Origin of the sequence: Mucilaginibacter pallidiroseus, from assembly GCF_007846085.1 — a bacterium.
GTDB classification, from domain to species: Bacteria; Bacteroidota; Bacteroidia; order Sphingobacteriales; family Sphingobacteriaceae; genus Mucilaginibacter; species Mucilaginibacter pallidiroseus.
In genome coordinates this window covers 857,522-881,596 of the sequence record NZ_VOEJ01000001.1, presented here as the reverse complement: position 1 = coordinate 881,596, position 24,075 = coordinate 857,522, and the positions used below count along the sequence as shown (strand labels likewise).

Sequence of the window (24,075 nt, the reverse complement as noted above, 5' to 3'; positions counted from 1 at the left end):
AATTTTATTTTTGGCATCGTATTGGTTAGGTTAGAAGTATAAAATTAAGATACTACTATGGATAAGCTGAAGAAATATGAATTGATGGAAAAAATAGTCCATGAATTAGAAGACTTGAAAAACAGCCAACAGGCTATCATACAAAAAATCGCTAAAATTGAGGTTGACAATATCGACTTGGGCAACAAACGATTAGAGAAAGATTTGCCGGACATGCATCAGCGCGTAGCCGACAACCTTGACAATATTACAAGTATTCTTGACGATTTCGCCTCGGAAGCTGATGAGTACAGCAACAAAAATAACATTGCTGCACTGAAAGAGCAGGATGCTATAGAAAACCGTTGAGATAATGGTTTTTGATAAAACGAAAGAGCCCTCAATTTGAGGGCCTTTGTGCGTTTATAGAATGCCTTTATTATTCACCACCCTCAATGCTTTTGCCTTTCATGGCAGTGGCAATTACTACATCCATTACACGCTCTGCAAATGGGCGGGTAAGATCATTTAATGCATCTATCTTGGTATGTATCTGATCCTTGTTGCCGGTTTCAATAGCTGTTTTTAATTCATCAGCCGATTGCTTGGTATCTGCAATCTCCTGATCGGAGAGCAGCCTTCCATTTTTCTCTATAAACCTATCTACCGTGTAAAGCATTTGTTCGGCTTCAGTTTTTGCCTCGATTAGCATACGTGCATTGACATCGTCTTTAGCATTGGTAATGCTGTCCATCAGCATTTGTTCAACAAGATCGTCAGTAATGCCGTATGCCGGTTTTACTTCCACTTCCTGCTTCACGCCCGACCGTAACTCAATAGCCTGTATTTTCAATATGCCGTCAGCATTCAACAGAAAGTTGATGTCGACTTTCGGAAAGCCTGCCGGCATAGCCGGGATGCCCTTCAATTCAAATTCGGCAAGTTTACGGTTTTCGCTTATCAGGTCACGTTCACCCTGATAAACGGCAATCTTCATGTTCACCTGCCCATCTTTCGAAGTAGTGTACTGCCTGCCTGCTTTGGTAGGGATTTTCGAGTTACGCGGGATGATGGTATCCATTAAACCGCCCATGGTTTCAATACCTAACGATAGTGGGGTGACATCCAACAGCAGAATATCGCTGCGGTTACCTGCCAACACATCAGCCTGTATAGCGGCTCCAAGCGCCACAACTTCATCAGGATTGATATCGTCATGCACCGGTCGGCCAAAAAACTCGGATACCATTTTCTTCACCAAACCGGTACGGGTGCTGCCCCCAACCATTACTACCTCGTTAATATCGGTAATGGTTAAGCCTGCATCTTTCAACGCGTTTTGACAGCTGGTAATAGTTTGCTGCACTTTGGGAAGTATCAATTCTTCAAAAGTATTCCTATCTATCGTGCACCATATATCGCCAAGCTTTTCATTGAATACGCTTTGGTGGGCAAATGCCTTTTTGGCTTCTTCAGCTTTCAGGCGTAACTGCTGGGTAAGTTCACGGTTGTTGGCCAGTTCGTATTTATCAATATTGTTTTTTTCTATCCAGTAGTCGGCAATGGCACGGTCAAAATCGTCGCCACCCAAAAAGGTGTCCCCGTTGGTGGCCAATACCTCAAATATCCCGTTTTGTATTTGCAATATGGATACATCGAAAGTACCGCCACCTAAGTCATAAACTGCAATAGTCTTGGTTTCTTCGGGATCAAGACCAATGCCATAGGCAAGGCTGGCTGCCGTTGGCTCGTTTACAATGCGCAATACATCAAGCCCTGCAAGTTTACCTGCGTCACGTGTGGCCTGGCGCTGCGAATCGTTAAAGTATGCCGGCACGGTAATTACGGCGCGGTTAACAGGTGTTTTAAGCGCGTGTTCGGCACGTGCCTTAAGCTCCTTTAGTATCAGGCCAGATAACTCTATAGGCGTATAAAATTTGTCGCCAACTTTTATCTTAACCAGGCTTTCACTATCGTCATCAATAATTTTGTACGAAAAAAAGTCCTGGTAATTTTTTACATCGACATAAGCGCGGCCCAGTAAGCGTTTAACAGAAAATATGGTATTCTGCGGGTCGGTAGTTAAAAATTCTTTGGCTTCGTTACCAACCGTTACATCGCCGGTGGCACCGAAGTGAACTATAGAAGGCACCAAAACACCCTTGCCGGTATCATTAATAACTTTCGGGTTTTTATCAGGATCAATAAAAGCAACCAGCGAGTTGGTTGTTCCCAAATCAATGCCTACAATAATATCTTCTTTTTGTATAGACCCCGTTGCCAGGTTTATCGAAACTTTAGCCATAGTAATGTATTACAGTGGCAAATGTACTTAGTTTTGAGTAAGCGAATGTCATTTGTATTTAAATGTGCAGGTATTACTGTTAGCTTAATAAAATTTACTGCAAGGGTGTTCGTGCTAATTTCATATTTTCACGCAACAATGTTAAGGCGTCTTTTATTACCCCTGCTAATTATCCCTGCTGTAGCAGCTAATGCGCAACAGCTTGGCGGCAACCCGCCGTCTGTAAAATGGCAGCAGGTTAATACGCCGGCAGCAAAGGTTATTTTTCCAAAAGGCTTGGATAGTTCCGCGTTAAATGTGGCGGCTATCGTAGCGCGTATAAATAACTCCACAAAGCCAACTATAGGCACAAAGCAGCGGCAGGTAAGTATTTTACTGCAAAACCAAAGCACCATATCAAATGCATACGTGGGGCTGGCGCCATTCAGAAGTGAGTTTTATTTGACGCCAAGCCAAAATAGTTTCCAATTGGGGAGCCTGCGGTGGACAGATCAGTTGGCTATACATGAGTTTAGGCATGTGCAGCAATACAACAATTTTAACGTTGGGCTTTCGCATGTGTTAAAACTGTTTTTTGGCGAGGGCGGGCAGGCTTTGGGTAATGCTTTGTCCGTACCAGATTATTTTTTTGAGGGTGATGCCGTTTACAATGAAACGCATGTAAGCCGGCAGGGAAGGGGTCGCTTGCCCGACTTTATGAATGATTACCGGTCACTTTGGATAGCAGGCAAGGATTATAGCTGGATGAAGTTGCGCAACGGATCATACCGTGATTTTGTGCCTAACCATTATCCACTTGGATACATGTTGGTTGCTTATGGTTATCAGCAATACGGAAATAACTTTTGGAAAGATGTTACACAACACGCAGCAGCATTTAAAGGTGGCTTTTACCCCTGGCAGCAAGCTATCCAAAAATATAGCGGCAAAACCTATGCACAATTCAGGACTGATGCCCTTGCTCATTTCAAAAATGAATTTAGGGGGGATGTTAAAGATGTTAGCGCTAATCCCAATCAGCACTTTATCGCCGATGAGCAATATCCCGCTTTTGTAAATGACAGTACAGTTGTTTATTTGAAAACCACTTACGACAGAGTTGGGCGGTTTGTTATTAATACAGCTGGTAGGGAAAAGGATATAGCGGTAAAGAACATCACTACTGATAGTTATTTTAGTTATGCTAACGGCAAAATTATCTACTCCGCTTTCCGGCCCGATGCACGCTGGGGGTATCGCCAGTTTAATGAATTAGTTGTGCTGGATATAAACACCCATAGTCAAAAACGCATCACACGTAGAACCAAGTATTTCTCACCTTCAATAAGTGCTGATGGTAAATCCATTGTAGCGGTAAGTCTTGATGAAAAAGAAAACAGTGCCTTGCATTTGCTGGATATGCAAGGCAGGCTCCAGAGCGTATTGCCCAACCCAGGCAACCTATTTTATACCTACCCGAAGTTTTATAGTGATGACAGGTTGATTGCAGCAGTGCGTAATCCAGCAGGCCAAATGGCACTTGTCAGCACAAATATGCAGGGTAAGGATATGCAATATCTTGTTCCATATAGCTATAACCCAATTGGCTTTACGCAGGTACAGGATAAGCTGGCCTATTTTACACAAACCAAAGGGCTAAAGGATGTGCTATTTGCCGTTGACCTGACAACCAAGCAAATCTTTGAGGTGACGGGTGGTAAAGTGAATAAGTCCATAAGTTTTTATCAGCCTGCGGCGGGACCCAGTAAATTTGCCTGGGTTAAGCCGACCGCTTTTGGTAACCAGTTGATACAAGTGAGTAAAAGCGATGTAAAACTTGAGCCTGTTAGTAGCGGTGGCCAGAAGCTTTTAGATTTTGGGATTACGAAGCTATCGGCCGATTCGACTGCCGACTTACTTGATAAAACAAAGCCTTCAGATTTTGCTGTGACCAAGTATGGCAAGGCTTACAACTTGTTCAATTTTCATAGTTTGTTTCCAACAGTAAGCGACCCTAACTATTCGCTTGCATTAGTTGGCGAAAACGTGCTCAATACTTTTCAAAGCGAGGTGTCATTTAATTACAACCGCAATGAGGGCTATAAAAGTTTCGGCTTTGAGGGCATATATGGTGGTCTTTACCCTTTCATATCAGCCGGTGGCGATTATACTATTGACAGGAATGGCTATGCCAATGGTAGGCGGGTATATTATAACGAAACCGCCTTGCATGCCGGCTTAAGGGTACCCTTTAATTTAAGTGTCGGCAATCATTACACCAACTTTTCAGTTGGAAGCAGCATTTACTATAGTCAAAACCATTTTCAGCAACCTTTCCGCGCGCAATATCGTGATCGTTCCTATGCCTACCTGAGTAACACAATTAGTTTCAGTAACCAGGTGCAACAGGCTCGTAAACAAATAAATCCGCTGTTTGCGCAAAGTGTAAGTTTAAATTATAAAAAGTCGGTAACCAATCTTGATGCCAGCCAGATCCTGGCGACCGGCTCCATTTATTTGCCGGGTTTATTCAACAATCACAGCCTGGTTTTAAGTGGCGCATATCAGCAAAAGGGACAAAACAATGCCATCGGGTTTTCAAACGATTTCCCATTCTCAAAAGGCTATGGAAGCGTGAGTTTGCAAAGTATGGATAAGTTTGGCGCGAGTTACCATTTCCCGATAGCCTATCCCGATGCAGGTGTGGCTAACCTATTATACATACTGCGCTTGCGGGGCTATTTATACTACGACCATACACACGCTACCCAAGCAAGGTTTTACACCAATGGTGCCTCATTTAATGGCAATTTCCGCTCGGCGGGGGCTGCGGTATTTTTCGATGCCAGGATATTTAACCAGCAGCCCATATCATTTGGTATAAGATACAGCCACTTATTTGATCCCGATGTGTTTGGCGGTAACGGTAAGAATAGGATAGAACTTGTGTTGCCGGTGGCGATATTTTAATTTAAGTTGCGAGGACTCCGAACACGTATCAGATAGTGATATGCTAACTATTCGCCGCCTCTATAATCTTTCGCACCCGCTCAACGCTCGTTACATCAACGCTGTACTCATCGGCAATGCCGGGACCCATTAAAATATGGTCGTTATGGTACTGCATACCGCTTTGCACTGTTGTACGGGCAGATGAATGCACTTCTGTTGCCCCGGTAAACCTAATCAAATCAGTCACGTTAGTCTCGCTCACACCACTTCCAGGCAATATGATAATGCGCCCCGCAGCTTTTTCAATCAGGTGGGCCAAAACGCTTGCGCCTTCCATTGCCGTACTGCGTCCTCCGGATGTTAAAATGCGGTCGCAGCCCATCGAAATGACCTCTTCAAGTGCCTTAAAAAGGTCATTACACATATCAAAAGCGCGGTGAAAAGTTACGCTGAGGCCCCATTGTTTGGCCATACGCACCAATTCGGTGCAGCGTGGTACGTCTATGCTGCCATCGGCATTCAGGATACCTATCACAATTCCGTCGCAGCCAATTTCAATACAGTTGCGTATATCTGCCTGCATTATTTCGTACTCCAGATCGGTATATAAAAAATCGCCGCGGCGTGGGCGTATTAGCACATTAAGCTGAATGTGCAGGTGCTTACGCGCCAGTACCAGTTGCCCATATGATGGAGTGGTGCCACCTTCCGCCAGGTTCTCACAAAACTCAACGCGCGCTGCCCCACCATCCTGGGCGGCAAGGGCCGACGTTAAAGAATTTGCACATACTTCGAGTATAACCGGATTAGAATTTTTGCCTGCAGCAGCCATTTATAGTGAATAGTTAAGCGCCAAAAATAGCCAATAAGTTATTTACTTGTCTTTTTTCTCGTCCTTGTAAGCAGATTTGCCCGGTATGAGCAGATCCTGTTGTTTGGCATCGCAAACCGCGTAAGAAAAACCTTCCTGCAAGGCGTAAGCACCATATTCGCCCTTTTTATTGATAGCCAAAAAGCCAACCTGAATCTTCTTCGCAATTTCCGGTTTCTTTTTAATAATACGGTTTACAGCTTCGCGGCATGCATCCTCGGGCGATAGGCCCTGGCGCATCAGCTCTACCACTAAAAAGCTACCAACGTTGCGTATTACCTCTTCGCCAACACCGGTTGATGTAGCCCCCCCAACTTCGTTGTCAACATATAAGCCCGCCCCAATAATAGGGCTGTCGCCAACACGTCCGTGCATTTTAAATGCCATGCCGCTTGTGGTGCAAGCGCCGCTTATATTTCCTTTTGAGTCTATAGCCAGCATGCCTATGGTATCGTGGTTGTATTTTCCACCCGGGCGTTTTTGCTGATTTTCGATATTCATGACAGGGGAGTACTCGGCCTTACGCAGCCACTTTTGCCACTCCTTGTATGACTCTGGCGTCAGGAGCTTTTCGCGCTTCATGCCCTGCTCAACAGCAAATTGTGTTGCCCCATCGCCTACAAGCATCACATGTGGCGTTTTTTCCATAACTAAGCGGGCTACAGATATAGGGTGGGCTATGTTTTCCATCGCTGCAACCGAGCCGCAATTGCCAAATTCGTCCATGATGCAGGCATCAAGTGTAACACGACCGTCTCGATCCGGATACCCGGCACGGCCAACTGTGTGATTTTTCATGTCCGCTTCGGGTATGCGTACACCGGCTTCAACAGCATCAAGCGCACGGCCGCCTTTTTCCAGCGTTTTCCACGCTTCTTTATTGGCTGCAACGCCAAAGTCCCAGGTTGATATAACTATCGGTAACTTACCTGCAACAGGTAATGGCTTAGCTACAACATATTTTGAAAGCGTGGCCAGAGATGCGCCAGCAGCGGATAATTTAATGAATTTACGACGGTTAAACATACAAGGAGTATAAGGGGCTTGATAAAAATCCAACTAATATAGCAAGCCGGTAACAGCAAGCTTCAATTGTATCAAAACTGATACAAAGGCTTACAGTAGGGGATAATTATAGCTAAAATGAAGAGTTATTCAAAATCCCTTGTGCAATTATAGCAATGCCAATCTTTAGTTGTGTATGATGGGAGGATGTTGGGTAATATTGAGCTTAACCACCCTTGCTTCTCATTACGGCCGGGCATGAATTTTACATTGGTTGACGAGCAGTAGGGGCAGGTAACAACTGTGTTAGTTTCATCATCTACTTCATGATGATCCTGCAGATGCATGTCGCCTGTTTCGGCAAGTATTTCACGGCAGCGGGCCAAGTCACGCTCAAAAATTTTAAGCTTTATACCGCCTACCGCCTGGTTGTAAATTGGGTTTGCAGCGAGTGTATTTTCATCGGCAATAAAGCAGGGTATGCCATTATCTTCCAACCTTGTACGGATGATGTGTGCCAGCATAGGATCGTAGTATTGCTCAAAAGTGATGATCTTGTCGTTCTCGCGTGCTTCCATTTAAAGTTATAATCGTTTTAATAAAGCATTTGTTTTTTAGTTTCTTTGGGACGTGAACCGTATCGATCGTATATCTGCTATCTTAATACAACTGCAATCGCGCAGGGTAGTAAAGGCAAGCGATATTGCCGCCAGGTTCGACATCAGCCTGCGTACAGTTTACAGGGATGTAAAAACGCTGGAAGAAGCGGGCATACCTATTATTGGTGAAGCCGGGGTAGGCTACTCGATAATGGACGGTTACAGGCTTCCGCCGATTATGTTTACGCGCGAAGAAGCTACTGCTTTTTTAACTGCCGAAAAATTTGTTGAGAAGCTTACTGATGCATCAACATCGGCGCAGCATAAATCGGCCATGTATAAAATACGGGCAATCCTGAAATCTGCCGAGAAGGATTTACTCGAAAACATGGATGAGAATATTGCCGTATTAAAGAGCCGCACGCAAAGTGCCGTTAATAATAACGATCATATTCAGCATATTTTAAACGCCATCGCGGCCAAAAATATATTGGAGATCGAGTATACTGCAGGCTACACACAACAGCTTACACGCCGCAAAATTGAGCCGGTTGGCATATTTTACCTTGATAGTTACTGGCACCTGATAGCCTACTGCCAGATGCGTAACGATTACCGGGATTTCAGGTGCGACAGGATACGGAGCCTGCATCAATTAAATGAAACTTTTGCCGGCAAACACCCTACCTTAAAGGCTTACATTGACCAAACGGCACATGAAAAACATTTGGAAACCATTATTATACAGGTGGAAAACGAAGTGTTACGTTTTATAAGCGAACAAAAGTATTACCAGGGTTTTGTGTCTGAAAGGAGTGAGGGTGAAAGGACCGAAATGACTTTCCTGGCTATGTCTATTGAAGGTTTTGCACGTTGGTACATTACGTTTGGTGATATGGCCCGTATTGTAAGCCCAACGCAGCTTAAGGAGCGTGTAAAGGCACTTTCCCAAGCAACGTTTGAAAGAAATTCCGATTAAATAACCCTGCTGACATACTGTTGTCAATCTAAAAGCTTGTTTTGTTGTTAAACAAAAGCACCTAACAAGCAAATCATGAACGGACTATCACTAAAAACAGAAGTAACTTTTAACGCTACCGCGGCACAGGTTTGGCGCGGGCTTACCGACCCGGCAATGGTAAAAGATTATTTTTTTGGCACTAATTTAAAATCCGACTGGAGGGTTGGCAGCCCGATTACCTTTAGCGGTGAGTGGGACGGGACATCTTACGAGGATAAAGGTATTATTAAGGAAATTGAACCCGAAAAGTACCTTTCTTACACCTATTGGAGCAGCATGAGCGGTACCGAAGAAACGCCGGAAAACTATGCGACCATAAGTTACGATCTTGACGCAAAAGATGGTGTAACCGTATTAACCATAACGCAGGATAATATTAAAGATGAGGCAGCCAAACAGCACTCAGAGCAAAATTGGCAAATGCTGATGGACGCGATGAAAAAACTTATTGAACTGCCCAGCTAATACTTAGCGGGCAAAGGTCATTCTTTGCCCGCTTTTATCACTTACAAAAGTACCATTTTCGAAGGCTAAATTACCTGATATAATGGTGCTTACTATTTTCGACTTAAAGCTATTACCTTCAAACGGCGACCAACCGCATTTATAAAAGATGTTGCCTTTGTTTACCTGCCAGCTGCTGTTAAGGTTGGCCAATACCAGATCGGCATGGTAGCCTTCGCGTATAAAGCCCCGTTTTTCTATCTGAAATATGGTGGCAACGTTGTGCGCCATTTTTTCGGCAATCTGCTCCAACGTTATTTTGCCTTGGTGATATAATTCAAGCATAGCCACCAATGCGTGCTGTACCAACGGACCGCCGCTTGGGGCTTGTAGATATGGTTGAGCTTTCTCTTCGGCAGTGTGCGGGGCATGGTCGGTTGCAATTACATCTATTCGGCCATCAAGAACGGCGGCTAAAATGGCCTCGCGATCTTCGGCTGTTTTCACGGCCGGGTTCCATTTAATAAGATTGCCTTTTTCGGCGTAATCTTCATCACTAAACCATAAATGATGTATGCAGGCTTCGGCAGTTATTCGTTTGTCGGCCAGCGGGATATCATTGCTGAACAAATGTGTTTCGCGACCTGTAGATATATGCAGAATGTGCAGGCGTGTATTGTGTTTTTTGGCAAGCTCAACCGCCATGGATGATGACAGGTAACAAGCCTCGGCACTGCGTATTTTGGGATGCAACTTAATGGGGATATTCTCGCCAAGTAGCTGCTTGTAATGGGCCAGGTTGCTTTTTATGGTTGCCTCATCTTCGCAATGGGTAGCAATCAGCATAGGCGAGTTGGCAAACAAGTGCTCGAGCGTTGTAGGGTTATCAACCAACATATTCCCGGTTGATGAGCCCATAAAAACTTTAATGCCGCACACGTTTTTAGTATCGGTACGTAGTACTTCGTCAAGGTTGTCGTTTGATGCACCCATGAAAAACGAGTAGTTGGCAGGCGAGTTCTTTGCCGCTATGTCATACTTGTCCTGCAACAACTGTTGGGTAAGCGTGTTAGGTACCGTATTTGGCATTTCCATAAAAGACGTTATTCCACCCGCTACTGCCGCGCGCGACTCTGTGTAGATCTCTCCTTTATAAGTTAAACCCGGCTCACGAAAATGTACCTGGTCATCAATACAACCCGGAAACAAGTGCAGGCCTTCGGCATTTATTTCCTTATCAGCAATCGCATCAATAGTGGTGTCAATGCGGTCTATCAAACCGTCTTTTACCAGCACATCGCCCGTAAATTGCTTGCCTTCGTTAACTATGGTTGCTGCTTTTATAAGAATAGATGCCATGAAGCAAATATATAAAAAAGAGCAAGACGAGCCCCTAACCCCATGAAAGGGGAACAAGAATCAAGAGGTAAGAGTCAAGATGTTGGAATCAAAAGCCCTGGTTTAAAAGTCTTAATTCTTGACTCTGTTGTCTTGACTCTGACCAACTACCAATAGTAATTGATGCCGAACGTGAAGTTGTTGTTAAGGCTTGTGGTAAAATTGCTTGTATGGGTGGTGTAGTTATAGCGATAATTAATTGCGCCAAAACCCATGTTTAAGCCGATAGATTCCGTCGGAAAAAATACAACGTTGGGGCCGCCGCCAATTGCAAGACCGCCTTGTTTAAAATCGTTTATCACGTGTGATGTGCTGATGCCTGCCTGCGGATAAATACCAAACTTGTTGCTCAGCATCCAATAGTAGCGAAAGTTTACGGATAGCCCGGCATAGTCGGTATGGTAATCGCGTGTATAAACATAATTTTGGGCGCTGTTTACACTCGAGTAAAATGCGGAGGTTTCGGTACCCGATACCCTTGAATAGCCGGGCTGAATGCTAACTGCAAGTTTATCGGTTAAAAACAAACCAATCTCCGGGCTTATGTTAAGGTTCAGTACGTTGGTTTGAGAGTAGGTTGTACTGCCTGTTGCGTAGTTGTAATAGCTAACCGTGCCGGCTTCATCGTAGTTAAGATAAAAGCTGCCGCCAACAAATTTTTGCCCTTTGCCGGTTTGTGCAGATGCGGTAATTGCTAGGGTTATAGAAAGTAGTGCAAGTAAAAGTTTCTTCATATAAGGTTGTTTTGCCGCTAATATATGCGTTTGTTATCGTTTGCATAACGGGTTGTTTTTGCAAATTGTAACATCATCTACGTAAATAAGAAAAGCCGTGAACGGGTGTCACGGCTTTTCTCATATTGATGAAATTGCTTAAATTATTTCATACGGTAGTTAAGATAACCACCGTCCACAATAATTTCGGTTCCGCTGATGTAGCTTGCTGCGTCCGAAGCGAGGAACAATACGGTTCCGGCAATTTCTTCTACCGAGCCTATGCGTTGAAGGGCGGTCGATGTGGTTAGGGCCTCTAAAACGTCGGCACTTACTACCGAGTCAAATCCCGGAGTTTTAATAGGGCCAGGGCTAATCAGGTTAACACGGATCTTTCTATCGGCCAATTCATTTGCCGCAATCTGTGCTACCTTATTCAGGGCCCCTTTTGTAGCCGAATACACACTGCCTGCAATACCTGCACTTGTGGCAACTACTGATGAGGTAAATATCACCGAAGAGCCATCTGCCAAATGTGGAATTAGTTTTTGGAGCGTAAAAAAGTGTCCTTTAACATTGGTGTTAAACTGCGCATCAAAATCTGCCTCTGTTACCTGCTCAATAGGGGCAAACACGGCGATCCCCGCATTTAGGAATAGCACATCCACTTTGCTGCCACTATCGGCAACCTCGTTTACCAAAACCGCAATACCGTCCAGGTTTGATGTGTCAGACACTATGGTTTTTAAATTCGGGCTGTTTATCTCGTCAGCTGCTTTTTGCAAGTTGGCAGCACTTCTGCTGGTAATCCAAACGTTTGCGCCTTTATCAATAAAAGCTTTAGCGGTTGCCAAACCAATACCGGTGCTTCCACCGGTTATAATTACATTTTTGTTCTCGAAGTTCATTTTGTTATTCTTTAGATATTTAAAGCAAACATAGAGTATGTAAGTTTATTTATGCAACTTTGTGACTAAAAGTAACAGTGACATTTGAGTAACTACGTAACATATGACAGAAGAAAACGCATGCATTAAAAAAGACATCCGCGCTATTCATGATGCCATGGATGTTTTAAGCGGGAAATGGAAAATCTCCATCATCTCATCAATATGCTATTATAACCAGCGCCGGTTTTCCGACGTTTTAAAGGATGTTGAGGGCATATCAAACAAGCAATTGAGCAGGGAGCTAAAAGATTTGGAGCAAAATAAGTTGATTAAACGCACTGTTTTGGATACGCAACCTGTAACTGTGCACTATAACTTAACGGATTACGGCTGGTCGTTACAACACCTTATTCATGACCTAGCAAAATGGGGAAATGCACATCGTGAGCTTATTATAAAAGACTCTCGCGAAGCGGCTCGGGCATAATAAAACAGGGTAAAATCAAAAAAGCTTATCTTTGCCGCTATGGCAGCAGCTACGTTCGAGGATTTTAAGTTTAACAAGCAGATTTTGAGTGCAGTAGCCGATGCCGGTTACACTACACCTACACCCATACAACAAAAGGCCATACCGCCTATATTGAACGGGCAGGATGTAATGGGCATTGCCCAAACAGGTACCGGCAAAACAGCTGCTTACGTGCTGCCGTTGCTCATGAAGCTCAAGTATGCGCAGGGCGAAAATCCACGCGCACTTATTGTATCGCCAACCCGTGAACTGGCCATGCAGATAGAAGAGAACATCAAAACCTTCGCCGTAAATACGGATCTGCGTGTAATTGTGCTTTATGGTGGCCTCGGCCCCAAAACGCAGATTGAGCAGATTAGTAAAGGCATAGACATAATAGTTGCCACTCCCGGTCGTTTCCTGGACATTTACCTTGCAGGCCATATCGTTACCAAAACTATCACCACGCTTGTGCTCGACGAGGCAGATAAGATGATGGACATGGGCTTTATGCCCCAGATAAACAGGATACTGGAAATAGTGCCGGTGAAAAGGCAAAACCTGCTATTTTCGGCTACTATGAGCGAAAAGGTACACAGCCTTGCAGGGAACTTCCTTGAATTTCCTACAGTTATTGAGGTAACTCCGCAGGCCACTACGGCCGAAACAGTTACCCAGCAGTTGTACCATGTGCCAAACGTTAAAACAAAGATCAATCTCCTCAAAACTTTACTTGATCAGGAAGGTGAGATCAAAAAACTGATCATATTCTGCAAAACCCGCACAGCCGCCGAGGACGTATACAAGTTTTTGACGCGTAAGTACGGCGAAGCGGAAGTAAAGGTGCTACACGCCAATAAAGGGCAAAATACCCGTATTAACTCTATCAACTCGTTTAAAAACGATGAGGTGAAAATATTGGTAGCTACCGATGTCGCATCGCGCGGTATCGACGTAAGCGATGTGAGCCATGTAATTAATTTTGATGTGCCGGTAGTAATTGAGGATTACGTGCACCGCATCGGTCGTACCGGCAGGGCATACAACTCAGGCGTGGCTATTACCTTTTGCGCACCTTCGGAAGAATACTACATTGGCAAAATTCAAAAGCTGATACGGCAAACCATTCCGGTATGTGCAATACCCGAAGCTGTTTTTATTGAAGAGACACCTTACCAGGAGCGCCAGGATCAAAACCGCGAGATAGATCTACAAAAACGTAAAGAAAACCCGGATTTTAAGGGTGCCTTCCACGAAAAGAAATCATTGGCGCAAAAAAAGAAATTTGCTGCCGAGCGCGCCAAAAGAACACCAAGTAATGCAAAACCATTTAAGCATGGATCAAATAAACGATCAGGTAGAAAGCGCTGATCAGGCGCGTAAATTTCGGTTAAGCCCCTTAAACGTGGCAACAGCTGCATTATTGATTTTGGCCGGGTATATTTTTACTAATGGCGCTAAAATAACGGGGACACCGTATGAGCACTGGAGCGGAACCATAGCACTGATATTTGTGCTGTTTGCTTTAGTAGTGTCATTTCTCGACCTTATATTCCGTAATTTCTTCAGGATAACCAAAAACCTATGGATTGTAGAGTTAAGCTTTATAACTTTGGTAGCTATAATATTTTTACTTGTTAAATAATTTAAATGAAGACTGCTGAAATTAAGCTGACCATACAATTAGACGATAATAACGTACCTGAAACCATCATGTGGGAATCAACAGATTCTGCCAATAAAGAAGCTTTGCCTGTTAAAGCTATGATGCTGTCTTTGTGGGATCAGAGCTATAAAAATACCCTGAAGATTGACCTCTGGACAAAGGAAATGCCCGTAGATGAAATGAAACGCTTTTTCTATGAAACGCTGCAAACCATGGGCGATACCTTTTTACGTGCCACGGGTGAAAAAAATATCGTAGAAGATCTTCGCGATTATTGCGCCCACTTCGCCGACAAAATGGAGATTAAACAATAACACATGCGCCCCGCATCGTTACTTACCATTTTAGGATTTATCATTTTAATAGCGGGTACGTTTTGCCCGCTATTGCGCCCCTTGCACTTGTTTAACTGGAACGTTTACGGGCTTAATCAGCCGTACGGTATGGTGTTGCTATTAGTAGCAGTTATTGGTATTTTAAGTGCATTTTTAAACCAGGTAAAAGTTGCGCGCATAGCAGCCTATGTATCCCTTGGTTTGGTTGTGTTGTTATATATTGCTGCTATCTTTAAGATCAAGTCTGCATTTAGTTTTATTCCGTTTAAAGGCATTAATGCATTTATGATAAAGCAAATTGCATTTAAATGGGGCTGGTATGTGCTATTTGCAGGTGCCGCGATATCGGCCATTGGCGCTGCGTTCACCAAAAAAAGCAGCATCGTTATTTCCCAATAATTATCTTACTTCCCGTTTGTTTAATAATATACAAATAAGTTTTTTTAAACATATTTGTAGCAAATCAACATCACTTCTTTCTCTATGAAGAAATTTTCCTTTCGTACGCAGGTAATGTTAGGCTTTGCCGTATCAATTTTACTTGTGCTACTTGTTGGCATACTCTCTTATACAAGTATACACCAGTTGGAAGAGGATACCGTTTGGGTAGATCATACACAAAAGGTAATCAAAACATCTAACAACTTGCTTCAGTCGTTAATTGATGGCGAAACTGGTATGCGTGGTTATGGCGCGACAGCTAATAAAACCTTTTTAGATCCATACAACGAGGCTGTGCCTAAGATAGCCGAAAATCTTTCGACACTTACCAACCTGACAAGCGACAACGAGGTGCAAGCCAAACGTGTGGATTCGCTTAAGCTTATTGTAAACCGGCAGCTCGATTTGCTCCGTTTAAATATTGATACCCGCGAGCAAAAGGGCCTTGAATATATGGTTGCCAACCACATGTTCCTTAACGGCAAGGGCAATATGGATAGCATACGCGAAATTAACCGTCGTGTTATTGACGATGAAACGCGCTTGCTTGCTGAGCGTAAGTCTGCTTCAGAAAAAGCTTCGAGGCAGGCAATGATCATTATCGTTACCGGTTCCTTGATTTTCCTGGTGATAATTATCATCATGTTCTATTACATACAGGGAACATTTGCAAGGCAAAAGAAGGTAGAAGAAGAAGTGCGCGTTGCTAACCTGGAACTTGAGAAAGTGTTGGATGAAAATCGCGCTAAAAACTGGTTGCTAACCGGCACGGGTAATCTTAATGAGAAAATGCAGGGGCAGCAGAGCGAAAAAGAACTGTCTGCCAATATTTTAAACGAAATTTGCCACTACACCCAAGCGCTTACAGGCACTTTGTATCTATTTGATGAGGCCGAGTCAAGGTTGGATCTGTATGCTTCTTACGCATTTAGCGATCCATCAGCATTAAAACAACATATCCGCATATCTGAAGGTTGGGTAGGGCAGGCTGCAAAAGACGAGCGCTCGGCAGTTGTTAAAGGTAAACTAAACGATAAGCTAACTCTTGACACATCTATACTGCAAGATGAATTGGTGGAGACTTTTATAGTGCCGTTTTTCTTCGATAAAAAGCTTAAAGGTGTTATTGAGGTGGGCTACCGCGATGAGGTGCATGAAGCTGTTAAAGAATATGTGCTGCTTGTATCAAATGACGTAGCCATAGCTGTAAACACCGCACAGGCGCGCACCATAATGCATGACTTGTTCGAGGAGACGCAACAGCAAGCCGAGGAGCTGGAAGCACAGCAGGAAGAAATGCGTGTAACCAACGAAGAGCTGATGAACAAAACAGAAATGTTGCAGGCATCGGAAGAGGAATTGCGCGTTCAGCAGGAGGAACTTAGGACAATAAACGCCGAACTGGAAGAGAAAGCCAGTTTGCTGGAAGAGAAAAACCAAGCCATTGAAGAGGCCCGCCAGTCTATAACGCAGAAGGCAAGCGAACTGGAAACCACAGGCCGTTACAAGTCCGAATTTTTGGCTAACATGAGCCATGAATTGCGCACACCACTTAACAGTATCCTGGTGCTTGCTCGTATCTTAAAAGATAACAAGCCGGCTAACTTGTCTGATGATCAGATCAAATATGCCAGCGTTATTTTTAATGCCGGTAACGATTTGCTTACGCTGATAAATGATATCCTCGATCTGTCAAAAATTGAATCGGGCAAGCTGGAAATGCAGAACGAAGATGTGCGCATATCCGAAATACTTGGCGATATGCAATCGCTGTTTGCCGAGTTTGCTATCAACAAAAAAATAAATTACCAAACAAAAGCCTTAGACACTCCGCTTACTATTTATACGGATAAGGTGAGGGTTGAGCAGGTAATTAAAAACCTGTTGTCAAACGCGTTTAAATTTACGCCGGAAAACGGTAGCATCAGTATTACCGCTAAACCCGGCTCGCGCGAAAATACAGTTAGCTTTAGCATTAAAGATTCCGGTATAGGTATCCCTGCCGAGAAACAAAAACTAATTTTCGAGGCATTCCAGCAGGCTGATGGATCAACAAGCCGTAAGTATGGTGGTACAGGTTTGGGCCTTTCTATAAGCCGCGAACTGGCCAGTTTACTCGGCGGCGATATTACGCTATCTAGCGAGCCGGGAATAGGCAGCGAGTTTACGCTTACACTGCCATATGAAGCTAAAAAGACAGTAACAGATGATGTGGTGCCAACAGTAGAAAGTTTTACACCTACGGCTACCTTCCTGGGCACAGCTGCCAAACAACGCCCAAGCACGCCAGACCGCGACCCATTAGTTGTTATTGTTGAAGACGATAAAAACTTTGCATCCATATTGGAAGATTATGCCCGCGACCATGGCTATACGTCGGTAATGGTGAATGAGGGCACCAACGCCGTGGAAATTGTTAAAGAACAACAGCCTGATGCCGTGATCCTTGATATTATGCTACCTGGTAAGGACGGCTGGCAAATATTAAAGGAACTGAAGCAGGATGAGGAAACAATGCATATCCCGGTGCACCTGATGTCGGCAGGGGAGGCGGCAGCTAATCGTGTACGTAAGGAGGGCGCTATCAGCTTCCTTAAAAAACCAGTAAATACCGAAACGCTCGATAAACTATTCGGCGATATTATGGCCAACAGCGGTACCAAGTTTAAGCAAATACTTTTAGTTGAAGATCATAAAGCGCAAAGTCAGGCGCTTAAGGATCTGATGCAAAGCCAAAACATCACTGTTGACCAGGCCTTCGATGGCGAATCGGCTTTCAGGATGTTGCACGAGAACGAGTACCAGTGTGTAATACTTGATCTCAACCTTCCGGATATATCAGGCCTTGATTTGCTTGATAAAATTAAAGAGGTTGACAAGTTTGCGTCGTTGCCGGTAATCATCAATACGGCAATGGAGCTTGACAAAACATCTGTTAACAGGCTTATGCACTACGCTAATGCAATGGTGGTTAAAACCAGCAAATCGTCTGACAGGCTGATTGATGAAGTAAACCTGTTCTTAAATAAAATAAGCGAAACTGCGCCCCAGGCTTCAAGCCCTGGTAACACAGCAAAATCAAAAACTATTAACAAGGGTAAAGATGCTATTAAAGGCAAAAAAGTACTTGTTGTTGATGATGATATGCGTAATATTTTCGCTCTGAGCAGTGCGCTTGAGAGCTACGACCTGAACGTTGTTATTGCCAATGATGGCGAAGAAGCTATACAAAAACTCGAAGAGGTAAGCGATATAGACATTGTGTTGATGGATATAATGATGCCTAAAATGGACGGTTACGAAGCTACCCGGCATATACGCAAGCAAAACAAATGGGCAAAACTTCCGGTTATTGCTTTAACTGCCAAGGCAATGAAAGATGACAGGGAGAAATGCATTGCTGCGGGCGCCAATGATTATATAACCAAGCCTGTTGATATTGACAGGTTAATTGCGCTGATGCAGTTGTGGTTGGATAGCTGATTATAAATGGGGACAACATCTAAAGAAACCTTGAGTTCCGGAGAGATACTGGAAATTATTGATATTGTAAAGCGCATACACGGCTTTGACTTTGGTGACTATACAAAGGCATCCTTAAAGAGAAGGATGGAACGTATAGTGATGCTAAAAAAGATAAGCTTTTATGACCTGAAACATATGCTTGTAAACAGTACCGATTTTTTCCAGGAGTTTTTGGAAGAAATTACGGTAAATGTTACCGAAATGTTTCGCGACCCGGCCTACTATAAGGCGCTGAATAGTCAGGTGCTGCCATATTTATCAACCTATCAACATGTAAAAGTTTGGTGCGCAGGCTGCTCATCGGGAGAGGAAGCTTACTCATTGGCTATACTTTTAAATGAAGCTAATTTGAGTCAGCGGTCATTTATATATGGTACTGATATTAACACAGAGGTTTTAAAAGAGGCTCGAAAAGGCATTTACAGCCTACGTAAAATAAAAAGCTATGCCGAAAACTATACGATGACCGGCTTGCCCGGTTCTATTACAGATCATTTTACAATTATGTATGATGCCGCTGCAGTGCATAGCGAACTTAAGCAAAATACCTTGTTTTCGGTACACAATCTGATATCTGATACCGTGTTCAATGAGTTTCAGATGATTACCTGCCGCAACGTTTTTATTTACTTTGAAACCGAGCTACAGGAGCGTATACTTGATTTATTTTACCGTAGCTTGTGCCCCCTTGGCTACCTGTGTTTAGGTAACAAAGAAACCATCCGGTCCGACGCTTTTCGTAAAAAGTTTAAGGCTATCAATCAGAAAGAAAATATATACCAAAAAATTGGCTCTTAACAGCGAGATAATCGAACAGTGGCAGCGCTCGTCCGTTCTGCTCATTGGCGGATCGGCAGGTTCGTTTAAAATCATTTTTCGCATGGTTAAATCGTTTCCGCACGATCTTAACAAAACGGTGATCATTGTCATGCACCGAAAAAAGAACTTTTTTAGCGAAATAGAAAAACTGTTTGCTGAGAACAGCCGTATGTTGTTGGTTGAGATTAGCGACAAGGAAGAAATTAGGGGTAATGCAATTTACATCGCACCGCCAAATTATCATTCGCTTATAGAGGCAAACGGGCATTTTAGCCTTGACGTGTCTGATGCGGTTTGGTACTCAAAGCCATCGATAGATGTAACTTTTGAGAGCGCTGCCGATGTATACAAAGATAAATGTACGGCAATACTGCTTTCAGGCGCAAACCAAGATGGAGCCGAGGGCTTGTTGCAATTGCGCAATGCGGGTTCTTTAACCATTGCACAGAGCCCGGAGGATGCTGAAATGGCCGATATGCCCAAGGCTGCTATTAATTTGAACGCTGCTAAATACGTGTTAACCTCAACAGATATTTTTTCACTGATACAGAGCAATACCTGACCCGAGATACAATAGATGACTCCGATAAATATCCTTATAGTTGACGACCGCGAGGAAAATATAATAGCTCTTGAAGCTCTTTTAGAGCGTAACGATATTAAGTTATTCACCACTACATCGCCAAACGATGCCTTGCGTATAGCCTGGGAAAATCCTATTCAGATTGCACTGGTAGATGTGCAAATGCCGGAAATGGATGGCTTTGAGTTAGTGGAGATGTTGAAATCGAACCCTCGCACAAAGGATATCCTGGTAATATTTGTTACGGCAATTTCCAAAGAAAGCAAATACGCTGTAAAAGGATTGGGTACCGGTGCGGTAGATTACTTGTATAAGCCGCTCGATCCCTATATTACATCGGCTAAGGTAGATTCATTTGTCCAGCTTGCCAGGCAACAGATGATGATCCTGGAAAAGAACGAAGAGTTGCAGGCCTATGCCATTGTGGTAAAAAACAGTGCCGACATTATTTGCTCGGTTGATGCCGCAAGTTTGCGGATTAGAACGATAAACCCTGCTGTTGAGCAAATATTAGGTTTTACACCTCAGGAGATGCTTAATAAAAGCCTTGTTGATTTGGCTATTGAAACTGAGCAAGACAACCTGCGCCAAAAGCTCGGTGGTATTATAAAAGATAATTTGTCGTATGCAAAGTTTGAATCGCAGTTTAATACGTTTGATAAGCGAACTATTTGGACTGAGTGCCGTGCATCATACCGTAACAAAACCATCTTTGTAAATATAAGCGACATTTCTCCCCAAAAGAGTTATCAGCAGCAATTGATCAAATCTAAAGAGGCTGCCGAGTATGGACGCAAAGTAAAGGAAACTTTCCTCGCCAATATGAGTCACGAATTGCGTACGCCGGTAAATGGCATTATTGGACTTACCAATATGTTGCGTAAATCGGACGTAGACGAGCAGCAGATTAATTTGATTGATATGCTTGAGTCGTCGTCCAAATCACTGCTTGGTGTTATAAATGATGTGCTTGATATCTCAAAAATTGAGGCAGGCAAATTTAAAATCGTTAATTCGCCCAATAATATTCGCGAGATCATTAATACCGTATATCATCTGCTCAAGTTTAACGCCGACGAGAAGGATATCCAGTTTACAAACGAGTTTGACGAGCGCCTGCCCGAAATGATTATGGTTGACTCGTTGCGTCTGAACCAAATTCTGATGAATTTGCTAAGCAACGCAATCAAGTTTACGGCGCACGGCAAGGTAAATCTTAAGGTTGACGTGTTAGCACAGCAAGCCGATAAGGTAAAAATTCGCTTTTGTGTTGAAGATAGCGGGATTGGCATACCAGCCGATAAACTTTCACGGATATTTGAGTCTTTTGAGCAGGCAGAAGACGACACCGCAAGTAAATATGGAGGCACAGGCCTTGGGTTAACTATCGTTAAAAAATTGGTTGAACTTACAGGTGGCGAACTTAGTGTAAGCAGTGAGGTAGGTAAAGGCAGCGAATTTGGTTTTACAAATTGGTTTGACATTGCTACCGATAAAGCCGAGAAGGTATCAGCAAAAGTTGGCAAAGTCTTGGAGCCTTTCGAGAATGTGAGTGTGCTTGTTGCCGAAGACAATATGATAAACCAGTTTATGCTGCAAAAAATGCTGAAGGACTGGAACGTGAAGGTTGAAGTTGCCGATAACGGCAATAGTGCGTTGGAGCGTTTAAAAGAGAAGGATTTTGATTTGATTTTGATGGATACCCATATGCCCGGCCAAAACGGTTACCAGGCTGCACGTGCCATACGGCTTGATTTTGAGGAGCCTAAGCGCAGTATCCCAATCATATCTTTATCTGCTGCTGCGTTTGAGGACGAGCATCGTGAGGCAATTGCATCGGGCATGAATGATGTGCTAGCCAAGCCTTTTGAGCCGCATCAATTGCATGAAAAAATGACGCAGTTAATTAAGAAATAAGCGAGAATTAAAACAGAGTGGCTTGCCCAACGCCGGCCACTTTTGCTTCGTGATCGATCAGCCAGCGCTTGCGCCAAACACCGCCTGCGTAACCGGTTAAACTGCCATCGCTGCCTATTACGCGGTGGCAAGGCACAACTATCCATAAGTTGTTTTTCCCATTTGCCGCTGCTATGGCGCGTACGGCCAGCGGATCATTCATCAATTTTGATTGTTGAGTGTAGGTAATCGTCGTACCATATTTAATAGCCATTAACTGCTGCCAAACGCGCTGTTGGAAGGCCGAGCCCGGTTGCTGCAAGGGCAAGTCGAAGTTTACACGCTTACCTGCAAAATATTCTTTTAATTGCTCAACGGCCATTTGTAAAGCCGGGGTAGCAGGAGCTGTTTCGTCAAGCTCATCATCCAGCACAGCAATTCGGCTTATGCGATCTTCGTTATCAGCAATAATATGCACAATGCCAATCGGCGATTTGTAATAGCATTCCATAGCCTTATTCTTTTTCAGCGTTAAGTAATGCTTTTGCATATACTCTGGCCATATTACCTGTAAGAAAGCTCTTCGGTAAAAAGTTCATAAACACCGCACCAATGCGGTTCATTAAACCGGGCATATAGTTGAATTTTCGAGCTACAAATGCATGTATAGCTTCTTTAGCAGCCTGCTTTACAGGCATCAGCCAACCCTTTAAATCGTTGAAACTTTTACCTTCCGTCATTTCGGTAGCGATGCCGCCGGGAGCAAATACAGTTATTGAAAAAGTCGGATTCTTAACTTCATAGTGCAGTGCACTACCAAAAGCCGTGATAAACGCCTTACTTCCAGAGTATGCTGCCTGATAAGGAACAGGGAAATATCCTGCCATGCTGGATACAAGCATCAATGCTCCCTCGGTACCAGGCTTGTCGAAATAACTTACAAGTGCATTAGTCATGCGTACTACACCCTTAACGTTGGTGTTGAGAATATTCTCAAAATCGGCCCAGGGCAATTGGCTATGGCGGCCAAAAAAGGTAACGCCTGCGTTTAAAATGGCGCCGTATAAATCACCGTCGGCAATGCTATCGGCAACAAGGCGGTCCGTGTCTTCCGTTTTTGACAGATCGGCCACTATCACTTTTACTTTTACACCGGCGGCCGACTCTAATTCTGTCTTTAGCTCGTTCAGCTTGTCGGCCCGGCGTGCTGCTATAATAAGGTTTGCTTTAAAGTTGTGGGCCAGCTGCCTCGCCATTTCCTTGCCCAGGCCCGATGATGCACCTGTAACCAAAATCCACTTATTTGCCAGCGCCAGTTTTTTCATGCTGCTAAGTTAAAATTCAATTGAAGAATATTTAAACTTTTGGGTTTTACTTTTTTATTTCACGTTCTTTGCAGCATGAAACTGGCGGGGCAAACCATCGAGCTGTTAAAAAAGGAAATATTGCTCGAGTGGCGATCGAAATATGCATTCAACGGGGTATTGCTCTACATCGTATCTACCGTTTTCGTGTGTTATATTTCTTTTAATCTAAATCCTGGTTTTAAAGAAAGCTCCGGGTATTCCATTGTTTGGAACATACTTTTTTGGATCATTATGCTGTTTGCATCAGTGAACGCTATTGCAAAAAGCTTTATGCAGGAGAGCAAGAGCCGTTTGCTATACTATTATTGCATTGCTCACCCACAAGCCATTATCCTTTCAAAAATCATTTACAATGCCTTATTGATGGGCTTGCTTAGTGTGTTGGCTTTTACCGTTTATACGCTCTTCTTTCCAAATAATGTAAACGATTTGCTGTACTACCTTTTTATTGTTTTGCTTGGCAGCACCAGTTTTTCTACAGTATTTACCATGATTTCGGCCATTGCTTCTAAAGCAGGCAACAATGGCACCCTTATGGCAATATTAAGCTTTCCGGTGATTATCCCTGTGATTTTATTACTGGTTAAAGTAAGCAAGTCTGCCATGGATGGGATAGACCGCAGCCTTGGGTATGGTAACGTAGGCATCTTATTGGCTATCAATGCGATAGTAATCGCCTTGTCGCTTTTGCTTTTCCCATATTTATGGAGAGATTGATATAAGAGCAAAGCCCTTAAATTGTTACAGGCAATTTCATCATCACTTCATAAAATTTTCGG

The 24,075-nt window shown here is 43.5% G+C and carries 23 protein-coding genes; 14 read left to right on the top strand and 9 right to left on the bottom strand.

What is annotated here, in order from left to right:
* Nucleotides 1-57 precede the first annotated feature (57 nt).
* Nucleotides 58-348 carry a hypothetical protein gene (locus FPZ43_RS03875; RefSeq protein ID WP_146380517.1) on the top strand — a complete coding sequence of 97 codons (291 nt, stop codon included), beginning with the start codon at nt 58-60 and terminating at the stop codon, nt 346-348.
* A gap of 70 nt (nt 349-418) precedes the next feature.
* Here the strand turns inward: FPZ43_RS03875 and hscA are convergent, their stop codons facing one another.
* A complete protein-coding gene (gene hscA / locus FPZ43_RS03870) occupies nt 419-2,284 on the bottom strand; it encodes a Fe-S protein assembly chaperone HscA (protein ID WP_146380516.1) in 1,866 nt (621 codons plus the stop codon).
* Nucleotides 2,285-2,422: 138 nt separating this feature from the next.
* On the opposite strand from hscA, the gene FPZ43_RS03865 reads away from it, so the two are divergent.
* Nucleotides 2,423-5,233, top strand: a complete 2,811-nt coding sequence (locus tag FPZ43_RS03865) for a TolB family protein (protein ID WP_146380515.1) — start codon at nt 2,423-2,425, stop codon at nt 5,231-5,233.
* Between the two features lie 43 nt (nt 5,234-5,276).
* On the opposite strand, the gene FPZ43_RS03860 is transcribed toward FPZ43_RS03865, so the two are convergent.
* From FPZ43_RS03860 to FPZ43_RS03850, 3 genes are all read right to left on the bottom strand, one after another.
* Nucleotides 5,277-6,047 (bottom strand): copper homeostasis protein CutC, encoded by a 771-nt coding sequence (locus tag FPZ43_RS03860; protein ID WP_146380514.1) that lies wholly within the window; start codon nt 6,045-6,047, stop codon nt 5,277-5,279.
* 42 nt (nt 6,048-6,089) lie between these two features.
* Complete coding sequence (locus FPZ43_RS03855; protein ID WP_146380513.1) at nt 6,090-7,112, bottom strand: N(4)-(beta-N-acetylglucosaminyl)-L-asparaginase; 1,023 nt, start codon at nt 7,110-7,112, stop codon at nt 6,090-6,092.
* A gap of 125 nt (nt 7,113-7,237) precedes the next feature.
* A complete protein-coding gene (locus FPZ43_RS03850) occupies nt 7,238-7,669 on the bottom strand; it encodes a putative signal transducing protein (RefSeq protein ID WP_146380512.1) in 432 nt (143 codons plus the stop codon).
* A gap of 52 nt (nt 7,670-7,721) precedes the next feature.
* Here FPZ43_RS03850 and FPZ43_RS03845 point away from each other — a divergent pair, with 52 nt between their 5' ends.
* Together FPZ43_RS03845 and FPZ43_RS03840 are read left to right on the top strand one after the other, a co-directional pair.
* Nucleotides 7,722-8,669: a helix-turn-helix transcriptional regulator gene (locus FPZ43_RS03845; RefSeq protein ID WP_146380511.1), complete on the top strand. Its 948-nt coding sequence runs from the start codon at nt 7,722-7,724 to the stop codon at nt 8,667-8,669.
* 75 nt (nt 8,670-8,744) lie between these two features.
* The gene (locus tag FPZ43_RS03840) at nt 8,745-9,176 is read left to right on the top strand and encodes an SRPBCC family protein (RefSeq protein ID WP_146380510.1); all 432 of its coding nucleotides are present in this window, start codon (nt 8,745-8,747) and stop codon (nt 9,174-9,176) included.
* A 3-nt stretch (nt 9,177-9,179) separates the two neighbouring features.
* On the opposite strand, the gene FPZ43_RS03835 is transcribed toward FPZ43_RS03840, so the two are convergent.
* The 3 genes from FPZ43_RS03835 to FPZ43_RS03825 all read right to left on the bottom strand — a co-directional run bounded on the left by FPZ43_RS03835 (nt 9,180) and on the right by FPZ43_RS03825 (nt 12,174).
* Nucleotides 9,180-10,514: a dihydroorotase gene (locus FPZ43_RS03835; protein WP_146380509.1), complete on the bottom strand. Its 1,335-nt coding sequence runs from the start codon at nt 10,512-10,514 to the stop codon at nt 9,180-9,182.
* Between the two features lie 146 nt (nt 10,515-10,660).
* Nucleotides 10,661-11,287 carry a hypothetical protein gene (locus tag FPZ43_RS03830; RefSeq protein ID WP_146380508.1) on the bottom strand — a complete coding sequence of 209 codons (627 nt, stop codon included), beginning with the start codon at nt 11,285-11,287 and terminating at the stop codon, nt 10,661-10,663.
* 143 nt (nt 11,288-11,430) lie between these two features.
* Nucleotides 11,431-12,174 carry an SDR family NAD(P)-dependent oxidoreductase gene (locus tag FPZ43_RS03825; RefSeq protein ID WP_146380507.1) on the bottom strand — a complete coding sequence of 248 codons (744 nt, stop codon included), beginning with the start codon at nt 12,172-12,174 and terminating at the stop codon, nt 11,431-11,433.
* Between the two features lie 103 nt (nt 12,175-12,277).
* Between FPZ43_RS03825 and FPZ43_RS03820 the strand changes: the two genes are divergently transcribed.
* From FPZ43_RS03820 to FPZ43_RS03780, 9 genes are all read left to right on the top strand, one after another.
* Nucleotides 12,278-12,643, top strand: coding sequence for a winged helix-turn-helix transcriptional regulator (locus FPZ43_RS03820; RefSeq protein WP_146380506.1), 366 nt, complete (start codon nt 12,278-12,280; stop codon nt 12,641-12,643).
* 39 nt (nt 12,644-12,682) lie between these two features.
* Nucleotides 12,683-14,035: a DEAD/DEAH box helicase gene (locus tag FPZ43_RS03815; protein ID WP_146380505.1), complete on the top strand. Its 1,353-nt coding sequence runs from the start codon at nt 12,683-12,685 to the stop codon at nt 14,033-14,035.
* Nucleotides 14,001-14,309: a hypothetical protein gene (locus FPZ43_RS03810; RefSeq protein ID WP_186461752.1), complete on the top strand. Its 309-nt coding sequence runs from the start codon at nt 14,001-14,003 to the stop codon at nt 14,307-14,309. Before FPZ43_RS03815 ends, FPZ43_RS03810 begins: the two co-directional genes overlap by 35 nt.
* A 5-nt stretch (nt 14,310-14,314) precedes the next feature.
* Complete coding sequence (gldC, locus tag FPZ43_RS03805; RefSeq protein WP_146380503.1) at nt 14,315-14,644, top strand: gliding motility protein GldC; 330 nt, start codon at nt 14,315-14,317, stop codon at nt 14,642-14,644.
* 3 nt (nt 14,645-14,647) lie between these two features.
* Nucleotides 14,648-15,064 carry a hypothetical protein gene (locus FPZ43_RS03800; protein ID WP_146380502.1) on the top strand — a complete coding sequence of 139 codons (417 nt, stop codon included), beginning with the start codon at nt 14,648-14,650 and terminating at the stop codon, nt 15,062-15,064.
* Between the two features lie 84 nt (nt 15,065-15,148).
* Nucleotides 15,149-18,589: a response regulator gene (locus tag FPZ43_RS03795; protein WP_146380501.1), complete on the top strand. Its 3,441-nt coding sequence runs from the start codon at nt 15,149-15,151 to the stop codon at nt 18,587-18,589.
* 6 nt (nt 18,590-18,595) lie between these two features.
* Nucleotides 18,596-19,429, top strand: a complete 834-nt coding sequence (locus tag FPZ43_RS03790; protein ID WP_146380500.1) for a CheR family methyltransferase — start codon at nt 18,596-18,598, stop codon at nt 19,427-19,429.
* Entirely contained in the window at nt 19,419-20,012 is a 594-nt protein-coding gene (locus FPZ43_RS03785; protein ID WP_146380499.1) for a chemotaxis protein CheB, read from the top strand. Before FPZ43_RS03790 ends, FPZ43_RS03785 begins: the two co-directional genes overlap by 11 nt.
* A 15-nt stretch (nt 20,013-20,027) precedes the next feature.
* A complete protein-coding gene (locus FPZ43_RS03780; RefSeq protein WP_146380498.1) occupies nt 20,028-21,950 on the top strand; it encodes a hybrid sensor histidine kinase/response regulator in 1,923 nt (640 codons plus the stop codon).
* Between the two features lie 7 nt (nt 21,951-21,957).
* Here FPZ43_RS03780 and FPZ43_RS03775 read toward each other — a convergent pair whose 3' ends face one another.
* Entirely contained in the window at nt 21,958-22,479 is a 522-nt protein-coding gene (locus FPZ43_RS03775) for a methylated-DNA--[protein]-cysteine S-methyltransferase (RefSeq protein ID WP_261380978.1), read from the bottom strand.
* Nucleotides 22,445-23,254 (bottom strand): SDR family NAD(P)-dependent oxidoreductase, encoded by an 810-nt coding sequence (locus FPZ43_RS03770; protein ID WP_146380496.1) that lies wholly within the window; start codon nt 23,252-23,254, stop codon nt 22,445-22,447. Before FPZ43_RS03770 ends, FPZ43_RS03775 begins: the two co-directional genes overlap by 35 nt.
* Nucleotides 23,255-23,329: 75 nt before the next feature.
* On the opposite strand from FPZ43_RS03770, the gene FPZ43_RS03765 reads away from it, so the two are divergent.
* Nucleotides 23,330-24,013 (top strand): heme exporter protein CcmB, encoded by a 684-nt coding sequence (locus tag FPZ43_RS03765; protein ID WP_146380495.1) that lies wholly within the window; start codon nt 23,330-23,332, stop codon nt 24,011-24,013.
* The last annotated feature ends 62 nt before the right edge of the window (nt 24,014-24,075 follow it).

Coding starts and splice junctions, on each gene's coding strand:
- FPZ43_RS03875 (WP_146380517.1), top strand. CDS start 58: ATGGATAAGCTGAAGAAATATGAATTGATGGAAAAAATAGTCCATGAA.
- hscA (WP_146380516.1), bottom strand. CDS start 2,284: ATGGCTAAAGTTTCGATAAACCTGGCAACGGGGTCTATACAAAAAGAA.
- FPZ43_RS03865 (WP_146380515.1), top strand. CDS start 2,423: ATGTTAAGGCGTCTTTTATTACCCCTGCTAATTATCCCTGCTGTAGCA.
- FPZ43_RS03860 (WP_146380514.1), bottom strand. CDS start 6,047: ATGGCTGCTGCAGGCAAAAATTCTAATCCGGTTATACTCGAAGTATGT.
- FPZ43_RS03855 (WP_146380513.1), bottom strand. CDS start 7,112: ATGTTTAACCGTCGTAAATTCATTAAATTATCCGCTGCTGGCGCATCT.
- FPZ43_RS03850 (WP_146380512.1), bottom strand. CDS start 7,669: ATGGAAGCACGCGAGAACGACAAGATCATCACTTTTGAGCAATACTAC.
- FPZ43_RS03840 (WP_146380510.1), top strand. CDS start 8,745: ATGAACGGACTATCACTAAAAACAGAAGTAACTTTTAACGCTACCGCG.
- FPZ43_RS03835 (WP_146380509.1), bottom strand. CDS start 10,514: ATGGCATCTATTCTTATAAAAGCAGCAACCATAGTTAACGAAGGCAAG.
- FPZ43_RS03830 (WP_146380508.1), bottom strand. CDS start 11,287: ATGAAGAAACTTTTACTTGCACTACTTTCTATAACCCTAGCAATTACC.
- FPZ43_RS03825 (WP_146380507.1), bottom strand. CDS start 12,174: ATGAACTTCGAGAACAAAAATGTAATTATAACCGGTGGAAGCACCGGT.
- FPZ43_RS03820 (WP_146380506.1), top strand. CDS start 12,278: ATGACAGAAGAAAACGCATGCATTAAAAAAGACATCCGCGCTATTCAT.
- FPZ43_RS03815 (WP_146380505.1), top strand. CDS start 12,683: ATGGCAGCAGCTACGTTCGAGGATTTTAAGTTTAACAAGCAGATTTTG.
- FPZ43_RS03810 (WP_186461752.1), top strand. CDS start 14,001: ATGGATCAAATAAACGATCAGGTAGAAAGCGCTGATCAGGCGCGTAAA.
- gldC (WP_146380503.1), top strand. CDS start 14,315: ATGAAGACTGCTGAAATTAAGCTGACCATACAATTAGACGATAATAAC.
- FPZ43_RS03800 (WP_146380502.1), top strand. CDS start 14,648: ATGCGCCCCGCATCGTTACTTACCATTTTAGGATTTATCATTTTAATA.
- FPZ43_RS03795 (WP_146380501.1), top strand. CDS start 15,149: ATGAAGAAATTTTCCTTTCGTACGCAGGTAATGTTAGGCTTTGCCGTA.
- FPZ43_RS03790 (WP_146380500.1), top strand. CDS start 18,596: ATGGGGACAACATCTAAAGAAACCTTGAGTTCCGGAGAGATACTGGAA.
- FPZ43_RS03780 (WP_146380498.1), top strand. CDS start 20,028: ATGACTCCGATAAATATCCTTATAGTTGACGACCGCGAGGAAAATATA.
- FPZ43_RS03775 (WP_261380978.1), bottom strand. CDS start 22,479: ATGCAAAAGCATTACTTAACGCTGAAAAAGAATAAGGCTATGGAATGC.
- FPZ43_RS03770 (WP_146380496.1), bottom strand. CDS start 23,254: ATGAAAAAACTGGCGCTGGCAAATAAGTGGATTTTGGTTACAGGTGCA.
- FPZ43_RS03765 (WP_146380495.1), top strand. CDS start 23,330: ATGAAACTGGCGGGGCAAACCATCGAGCTGTTAAAAAAGGAAATATTG.